A 6,264-nucleotide genomic window follows, 5' to 3' on the forward strand; every position below is an offset into this window, starting at 1 on the left:
AACATGGCGAACTGCTTGAATTATACAGTATTAATCAGTATTTACTTCGTATATACAAGCCTACCTTATTTGCTTCGCTTTCACATTCTTTGAGATATGAAATATCAAAGCAGTAAATCGGAATATTTAATTCGTAATTACCAATTATTACAGAGTCTTCAAAAAAGAAATTAGAAAAATGTAAATGTCTTAGTGATAGCTTTGCGAAAATTTCCAAATGCTCTTGAGTCTTAATTTCAAATAAACCGTTATGAGGAACAATAGTATTTTTTATTTTTTTAAAAAGAGAGAACTCTTGCTTATCTAACACCTTCTTCAGGTATCTGAAAATATACTTCCTTTTACTTTCTAGTTCTGGGCAATATATATACACTGGAGTTTCCCCATTTTTCCTAAATAAATATCTAAAAATTTCTAAGAATTTTTCTTCTATACCAAAGAACTCTTGAGTTTCAAAATCATTTCGCGGATTAAACAATATCATTAAATTAATGCATTCCTCGTTAGTTAATAACCTATTAAAACGATCAAGATTTCCTGTAATAAAATGTTTATAAGCTAACTCATCTTCTTGAACATCTAATCTTCCAAATTTCTCTATTAATAATCGTTCAACCTCTGAAAACTCTTCTATATTCAAAACTACTTCATCTCTTTTCTATTTCATAGGTAATGCTAAAAAGCTACCATTTTCAGGATTATAAAATCTAGCTTGTAGATAATAATTTTTTGTTTCATGATCGTAATAATAACCTGCATAACGAATAGTGTTGTACTTAGCAATTTCGCCTTTTTCATCTAACACATTTCCAATCACACCATACGTATATGAACCTATTTCATTGTTACTATTATCTCGAATCGAAATAACATTACCACGTTGATTCGTCCAGTAATGGAATATTTTTTCTTTCCAATTACCTTCCGAACCTTTCTTCTTCACAATCATACCAAGCGGCGTATTACCATTCCATTGATAATATCTATATTCCAATATATTATTGTTTTCTTTAATGATTTCCAGTGTTAAATTATCATTACCATAATAATATTCGTATGATTTAGAACCCACAATCTTTTTACTCCGAAGATTTGTTTCATCATATTCATATCTAGCAATCTCTTTATCCGCTAAATCTGTCACTCGAACTTGTTGACCCAGTCCATTGTATTCATACTTAAAGTTTTCATCTTGAGTTAGATTTCCATCATCATCATAGTTGTAGGCCTGTCCATTTTTTATTTTGATTTGATTGGCTGCGTTATATTCAAAGGAATCTGTTTGTTTAATCGATATGCGTTCTTTACGATTGCCTACTGCATCGTAATCATAAGCATTTGTTGAACCATCTGGCAGTTTTTCATTTGTTAACTGACTATTTGCATCATATTCAAATTTAGATGTTCCTTTGTCACTTTCTTCTTGTCTTATATTCCCAGATTTATCATAGGTGTAATGGAATTGACTTGCTACTTGATCTTCTTGTTATACTGGATTATTTCTAAAAGATTAAATTTATTGAACTGATTGATTCGTTCAAATAAATCTGTATTAACCTTGATAGAACTTTCATTATTTGCTATATCTTCATCAACTTTGTAGCTTTGAAGCAATTTCTCTAGGGGTCATCTTTTTCAAGTTCCACTGATATCGATAGTTGTTAGTAAGCCCGAAATACAATTAATATGCGCACCTTTCCGGTACGCACGACGAATGGCCATCTATCTGAAATTTATTCAAATAGATGGCTATTTTGCACATATGGCTTGGATATTTTTCGACCAAGGCATGTAGCTATTTAAGGTGGGGGCTATTTGACGCTTACAAATTAATTGGCGACGGTGTTGCTATTCCGAGTCGTTATGCAAAAGAAGATAATAATTGGTTGAATCTATCTCGCTCCTCTAAAAAAGCGCAATGGCCGCTGTATTGGAACGGAACTAGCTTCGAATTTTTGATCAGCTTATTTGTTTCCTCAGCTTGGGTAAACGGAACGACTTTATCATGAATTCCGTGAATAATTAATGTGGGTACATCGATCTGACCAAGATCGTTGTAAACATTTTCATCTCTAAGCGTGACCATAATGGCGGAAGTCGCCCAATTCGCCGCTTGTAATCCCATTAAAACGAACCAATCGGATTTCGGTTCGGAAATATACTGAAAGAAAAAAATTCCCGTTTGGTCTTGCAGCATTTGCGGTCGGTCATGATTTGTATCTTCGATGATTTTATTTGTAAATTCTTTTGGAACGCTAGATGGAGAGGCAGCGTCAATCAGGACGAGTTTAGATACCCCATACCCTTTGTAACGAGCCATATAACGAATCGAGATTGCGCCTCCTGTAGAGTGTCCTGCCAGTGTTATGTTTTTTAACTGTAACGCTTCGATGACCATGCGGACATCATCTGCTAATCTATCGAAACTGTACCCGCTAAAAGGTTTATCCGAATTGCCATATCCCCTCCAGTCCATTCCGATACAACGATATCCAAGTGTTGGAAGGAAGTTGAACTGATATTCGAACTGGTTATGGTTTAGCGGCCATCCATGAATAAAAAGTATCGTTTTATTTCCCTTTGGATTGATGTCCTCTATAAATACGTTGACGCCTGGTTCGACAGTTACAAAGTATCCCAGGTGTATCACCCCAATTATTAAAAAGTAATTTCCCATTAAGATATTCACCCAAGGCAGCGTGTATGCCTAATTTCGGCGTTAAACTTTGTTGAGATATTGCGAAGAGGTTTCTGATGAATACTTTCTACCTTTAATTAAATAAAGAGCTGTCTGAACAACTCAAAGATCTTCTACTAAAGCACCCGTTAGCTTAATAAGGAACAATAACTGATAAACTAGGTTTAATGTATTCTCCTGTTGAAGCATTAAAGCTCGCTGCTTTCATTTCTGTCTGGTCACTATTCTAACCTATCACTAATATTAGGTTAATATTTCTCTCTGTGTCTTTTCTAAGTATAAAATTATAACCTTTCGCCCAATATTTACCGGGATAAATACTGCCCGTTTTCAGTGCTATTTTAAGCAACTCTGGTGAATCATACTTAATATCTTCCAATATTACAAACTCCTTTTTGGGATAAGGAGATGCATCATACGCTGTTAAATCATCTGCTTGATCAATTTTCCCCTTATGAATGATTACCAAAAAAACTTATTAGTATCTGGTACTCCAAAAGCAATGTTTGAAGAAAGAAAACAATTCTATCTGTGATTTCAACTTTAGAACCTGAAGTACTTAACCCATTTTCTCTACAAAAAACCAGTAGTTCTTCTTTTAATCAGTAAAAATTTCTGAAATCTTTTTCATTCAAATCCCTTGATAATATGGGTCGCATTTCATTCACCTCTTTTGTATTTAAATCCCATTATAGAATATTGGTTTCCAAATGTCCTTGCTAATATTTTTTTAAACTCTTCTTGTACTAAACTGCCTCTTTAGTTGAAGAAGGAGCTTTTTTAATTGCACTTTTACAATAAAACTACATAATTAAAGATTGGTATAATATTAATAAAATTAAATATTTTACAATTTAATATTATGTTTAAAAGGTAAATAGTGTACGTTTGTTAATTAGAAATTTGAGTTTTTTTAAACATTGAAATTAATGCCATACCAATTACTAATACAATGCCTAAGAAGAATAGTAAAAAACCAATTGGAATCAAGAAAAAGGGTTCTTCTAAGGTACCGTCTGAAGCCACGTTACTCCCTATTATTGCTTTTGCAATAAGGCAAATTACTCCTAAAAAAATTGGTGTAGATGCAATTAAATACTTTTTCATAATCATTTTCCTCCCATTAAAAATTAGTTTAATCATTTTTTTTATATTCCAAGATATCACCTGGTTGACAGTCTAATACTTCACATATTTTTTTTAAAGTTGAAAACTTGATAGCTTTTGCTTTTCCATTCTTTAATATTGAAACGTTCGCCATTGTGATACCTAGTTTTCCCGATAATTCAGTAACACTCATTTTCCTCTTTGCCAGCATTACATCAAGATTAACTATGATAACCATGTTACACCTCAAATCGTAAATTCGTTATCCTGCTTTATTTCACTTGCTCTACGCATTAAATAAGAAAGCAAAGAAGTAAATACAGAAATAACAATTGCAAAAAACAGAATAAGCAAAAGAATCATTAATAGATTAGTGTTGTAATTTCTAATGATAACGGTGTATAGCAATGCAACAGCATATAATGCCCCTTCTATCATTGCTAACACACTTATTAGCTTTAACCTTTTCGCATTTTCAACTGTAAAATCATTACCCACGCTAATATCTGAACAGATAATCCAACCTACACATAAAGCTATAAAGTATGGAACTCCAGTTATCCAAATAAACACTAAAAAAGGATTAAATAACGGCTTTAAAGATTTAGATTCTAGTAATACATTCCTTCCGATTTCTGGTCCAACGAAGATACAGAATAACAATCCAAATAATCCGCAAAAAACAATTATTAATTTTAACCATTTTGCTAATTCCTTTTGTTTCATAATTCACCGCCTTCTCAACTTCCTATAGCTATAATAATAATTAAAAAAACATCCTTAGTCAATAATCTTTTATCGTAAAACGATAAAAGATTATTGTTACTTACATTTGTTGCAAAAAAAAGACCAGGCTCAATACCGATAATCACCTCTATTTGTTACCTGCCTCGTTAGTTCAATAAGTTCACGTTATCCTTCTTAGATCAAACCCCTCGTCTTTGTACAGCAAATAAGAAATCCCACTTCTAAATTAACAAAAAAGATCGATTCCTTTAAGGAATCGATCTTTTACTTGTTAAATGTTCGTTTGTTTTTATAACTCGTTTATTGAACTAAAGCAACCGCTAGTTTAAGTGCATTTATTCACAAACTTATACTTCTTTTTTCATTTTGGAGGGTGTTAGAGATATACGAAGTTCTACAAACTGACTGTATTTTTTAGTTTAAGAACCTTTTTGTACTTTATATAGCAAGCTATTCTCCAAGGAATTAAATAACAAATAACAAGTAAGAAAATTAGCATATTGAGTGTACCTGATTCGATAGTAGAAATATGTTGTCGAAAATAATAACGTAAAGCAATCATAATGGCGAAAGTAATTATAAAAGCAGGACTTTTCTTAGCATAAATTAAACCATCATTTCGTATTTCATAATCTGACCATAAAATAAGAGGAATAGAAAAACCCACTCCTAAAAAAATTGCTATTGATAATTGAAGGTATGTGACGTGCCCAGAAGCGTTTAGAAGAAATGAAAATCCTGGTGTTAAAAATAGAATAGGAAGAATTATTCGCCCTCCTCTACCTTTGGTTGGTTTGTACATAGAACGGATTCTACGAACTAAAATGAACAATCCAATAATTAGAAACATAGAAGTAGCTGGTATTGCAGTTTGCATAAAAACCTCCCTGAATTATGTTTTAATATATCTATTATTACATAAATTTCAATAAAAACTATATTTTCACTTATACAACTAAGCTGCCCCTATAGTCCAATAAAGAAAAAAGAGCTGCATATGCAACTCAACGATCTTCAAGTAAAGCACTCGTTAGTTGAATAAGCATGTATAACAAAATATTCTTTGGTAAGTCTAAATCTAAGGTGATAAATGTGATTCGTAAAATATTATTTACGTCAATTCCTATACTTTTCCTATTTAATCTAATTATAGTAAGTGCACAAAGTACAACAAATATTGAACTTCTTGATATTCAAAAACATAAGATTATAAAAATCCCAATAAATCCCGAAATACAATTAGAGACCAAAAAAATTATTGAAGAAATTGACAATATTGTTGTAAAAATAAAACCTATTCCAGACAAAGGTTTTATAGTTAAAATCCCCTTAACTCCATCTCTTCGTATAGAAAATAAATGGGTGAATACTTTGATTGATGAAGTTATCATTATTATTCCCGAAGATGAAAAGCCTTATTTACTCATATTTGATAATGAAAGTAAGCCTCATTTTTTCACCATTAAAACAGAAATTGATACGTTACTAAAAACTTTAGATATCTCCCTTTAAAAAAGACCACTTATTGGTCTTTTTATTTTGTACTTCTTCAACTAACCTACCCCTTTAGTTGAATAAGAAAAAAGAGCTGTCTAATGTCTAAACAGCTCAATAATCTTCAAGTAAAGTGCTCAATTGCTGAAGAAAGTTCTAGAATTTTAATATGAAATTACTTCTTGAATCTGGTCATGAATATTTCCCTTACTTAACCC

General features: G+C 31.7%; 9 protein-coding genes and 1 pseudogene. 1 reads left to right on the forward strand and 9 read right to left on the reverse strand.

What is annotated here, in order from left to right; translation table 11 throughout:
• Positions 1-34 precede the first annotated feature (34 nt).
• The 9 genes and pseudogenes from BK137_RS08760 to BK137_RS08800 form a co-directional block, all read right to left on the reverse strand.
• Positions 35-640 (reverse strand): hypothetical protein, encoded by a 606-nt coding sequence (locus tag BK137_RS08760; protein ID WP_038181078.1) that lies wholly within the window; start codon positions 638-640, stop codon positions 35-37.
• Between the two features lie 18 nt (positions 641-658).
• Positions 659-1,453 (reverse strand): annotated as a pseudogene (locus BK137_RS23070) (RHS repeat domain-containing protein); the annotation flags it as partial.
• A 408-nt stretch (positions 1,454-1,861) separates the two neighbouring features.
• Positions 1,862-2,641, reverse strand: a complete 780-nt coding sequence (locus tag BK137_RS08775; protein ID WP_038182935.1) for an alpha/beta fold hydrolase — start codon at positions 2,639-2,641, stop codon at positions 1,862-1,864.
• A gap of 283 nt (positions 2,642-2,924) precedes the next feature.
• Positions 2,925-3,077: a hypothetical protein gene (locus BK137_RS22640; RefSeq protein ID WP_235175685.1), complete on the reverse strand. Its 153-nt coding sequence runs from the start codon at positions 3,075-3,077 to the stop codon at positions 2,925-2,927.
• 73 nt (positions 3,078-3,150) lie between these two features.
• Positions 3,151-3,285: an SAP domain-containing protein gene (locus BK137_RS22970; RefSeq protein ID WP_235175705.1), complete on the reverse strand. Its 135-nt coding sequence runs from the start codon at positions 3,283-3,285 to the stop codon at positions 3,151-3,153.
• A 304-nt stretch (positions 3,286-3,589) separates the two neighbouring features.
• The gene (locus BK137_RS08785) at positions 3,590-3,805 is read right to left on the reverse strand and encodes a DUF3955 domain-containing protein (protein WP_038181067.1); all 216 of its coding nucleotides are present in this window, start codon (positions 3,803-3,805) and stop codon (positions 3,590-3,592) included.
• Positions 3,806-3,833: 28 nt separating this feature from the next.
• Complete coding sequence (locus BK137_RS08790) at positions 3,834-4,043, reverse strand: helix-turn-helix domain-containing protein (protein ID WP_038181065.1); 210 nt, start codon at positions 4,041-4,043, stop codon at positions 3,834-3,836.
• 8 nt (positions 4,044-4,051) lie between these two features.
• Positions 4,052-4,531, reverse strand: a complete 480-nt coding sequence (locus BK137_RS08795; protein WP_038181064.1) for a DUF2975 domain-containing protein — start codon at positions 4,529-4,531, stop codon at positions 4,052-4,054.
• A gap of 415 nt (positions 4,532-4,946) precedes the next feature.
• A complete protein-coding gene (locus BK137_RS08800) occupies positions 4,947-5,429 on the reverse strand; it encodes a CcdC family protein (protein WP_038181063.1) in 483 nt (160 codons plus the stop codon).
• 215 nt (positions 5,430-5,644) lie between these two features.
• On the opposite strand from BK137_RS08800, the gene BK137_RS08805 reads away from it, so the two are divergent.
• Positions 5,645-6,064: a hypothetical protein gene (locus BK137_RS08805; RefSeq protein ID WP_038181061.1), complete on the forward strand. Its 420-nt coding sequence runs from the start codon at positions 5,645-5,647 to the stop codon at positions 6,062-6,064.
• Positions 6,065-6,264: the final 200 nt, after the last annotated feature.

Source organism: Viridibacillus arenosi, from assembly GCF_001955655.1.
GTDB classification, from domain to species: Bacteria; Bacillota; Bacilli; order Bacillales_A; family Planococcaceae; genus Viridibacillus; species Viridibacillus arenosi.